The 1,695-nt window shown below is 58.6% G+C and carries 2 protein-coding genes; one reads left to right on the top strand and one right to left on the bottom strand.

What is annotated here, in order from left to right:
* Nucleotides 1-157: 157 nt before the first annotated feature.
* Nucleotides 158-1,006, top strand: a complete 849-nt coding sequence (hisN, locus tag NW837_RS09195) for a histidinol-phosphatase (protein ID WP_414330886.1) — start codon at nucleotides 158-160, stop codon at nucleotides 1,004-1,006.
* On the opposite strand, the gene NW837_RS09190 is transcribed toward hisN, so the two are convergent.
* A complete protein-coding gene (locus NW837_RS09190) occupies nucleotides 991-1,578 on the bottom strand; it encodes a thioredoxin family protein (protein ID WP_041437584.1) in 588 nt (195 codons plus the stop codon). The two genes, hisN and NW837_RS09190, sit on opposite strands and share 16 nt — an antisense overlap.
* Between the last annotated feature and the right edge of the window lie 117 nt (nucleotides 1,579-1,695).

Genomic DNA, 1,695 nt, shown 5'->3' with positions numbered 1-1,695 from the left:
GAAAAGCTGTATCCCCCCAACCCAGGCAGCCCGGGCGGAAAACTCAAATGGGTTAGGGTGCCCAAAATGGTCAGGAGGACCCCAATCGCCGTCCAAAGCCATTCCAGAGGAGTTAAGAGCAAGCCAGACCGCATAAACCGAGAGGAAATTTTTCCCTATGCTAAGAAAGGGAAGGGGCAGATGGGGTGGGCAAAAGGTGGTCAAGGCAGAGTGGATTGAACTGGCCCAGGCCCTGGCCGATGCTGCCGGAGCGGTGATTCGCCCCCTGTTTCGCGGAGAACTGCAAGCCGAATACAAAGAGGCCCGCTCCCCAATTGTGACGGTGGCCGACCGGGAGGCAGAGCGGGCCATGCGAGCTTTGCTCATGGCCCAAGTGCCAGAACACAGCATCCTTGGCGAAGAGTTTGGTTTTCACCAGACGGGATCCCTCTACACTTGGGTTTTGGATCCCTTGGATGGCACCATCGCCTTTTCCACCGGCAAGCCCACCTTTGCCACTTTGATTGCCCTCTTGGAAGAAGACCGCCCCATTTTGGGCATCATCGATCAACCGGTGTTGCGGGAACGCTGGCTGGGGGTGCGGGGACAACCCACCCAATGGATGACCCCCTCTCACCGACAGGCTGCTCAAACCAAGGCCAATACCGACCTCAGCCGCGCCTACTTGAGCTGTACCACCCCTGATTTGTTCACCCAACCCGACCAACAACGGTGCTTCCAACGGCTCAGCCAGGCGGTTCACATCACCTCCTATGGCGGCGATGGCTACCAGTACGGCCTGTTGGCCAGCGGCTGTGTGGATCTGGTGATGGAGTGTGGCCTTGCCCTCTACGACTTTGCTGCCCTTGTGCCGGTGATCGAGGGATCCGGTGGCGTGATTACCGATTGGCGAGGGGATCCCTTAACCCGCACCTCCACCGGAGAAGTGCTGGCGGCGGCCAACCCCAGCTTGCATCGACAGGCCCTGGCCGCGATTCAAAAAAGCGGGATCTACCCAGCGAAATAAGCAGGCTCATTGCCAGGTTTCCACTTGATGTTGCAGCCCAGGCTGGGCTTTTGGTCGGGATCGATGGGCTTGCCGGCCAGAAGGTTATCCAGCGCCGCCCGCAAATCTTTGCCCGTCACCGGCACATCGGTCAGGCTGGGACGGCTGTCGTCCAGTTGACCCCGATAGACCAACTTGCGATCCGCGTCGAACAAGAAAAAGTCGGGGGTGCAGGCGGCGGTGAAGGCTTTGGCCACCTCTTGGGTTTCGTCGTAGCAGAAGGGGAAGGTAAAGCCCAAGGTCTCGGCCATCTTCTTCAAGTTCTCTGGGCTGTCATCCGGGTATTTCTCCACATCGTTGGCGCTGATGGCTACAATGCCGACGCCGCGATCCTTGTAATCTCTGCCAAGGCGGGCCAGCTCCTCTTGCACGTGCTTCACATAGGGACAGTGCTGGCAGATGAACATCACCAGCAGGGCCGGCTTGTCGGCAAAGGTGGAGAGGGAGATGGTTTGGCCGCTCACCACATCCGGCAGGCTGAAGTCAGGGGCTGGGGTGCCCAAAGGCAGCATGGTTGAGGGGGTACGGGCCATAACAAACCTCCGGCGTAAGGTTTCCTCAATCATTGTGGATCATCCTGCTGATACATTCACGCTGAACTCTCCTGAACATGGTTCAGGAAAGAAGCGATCGCATCCTGCCTATCTCTG

Origin of the sequence: Synechococcus sp. R6-10 (assembly GCF_047461815.1) — a bacterium.
Classification (GTDB): domain Bacteria; phylum Cyanobacteriota; class Cyanobacteriia; order Thermostichales; family Thermostichaceae; genus Thermostichus.
This window is presented reverse-complemented; position numbering and strand designations above follow the sequence as displayed.

Coding starts and splice junctions, on each gene's coding strand:
- hisN (WP_414330886.1), top strand. CDS start 158: ATGCTAAGAAAGGGAAGGGGCAGATGGGGTGGGCAAAAGGTGGTCAAG.
- NW837_RS09190 (WP_041437584.1), bottom strand. CDS start 1,578: ATGGCCCGTACCCCCTCAACCATGCTGCCTTTGGGCACCCCAGCCCCT.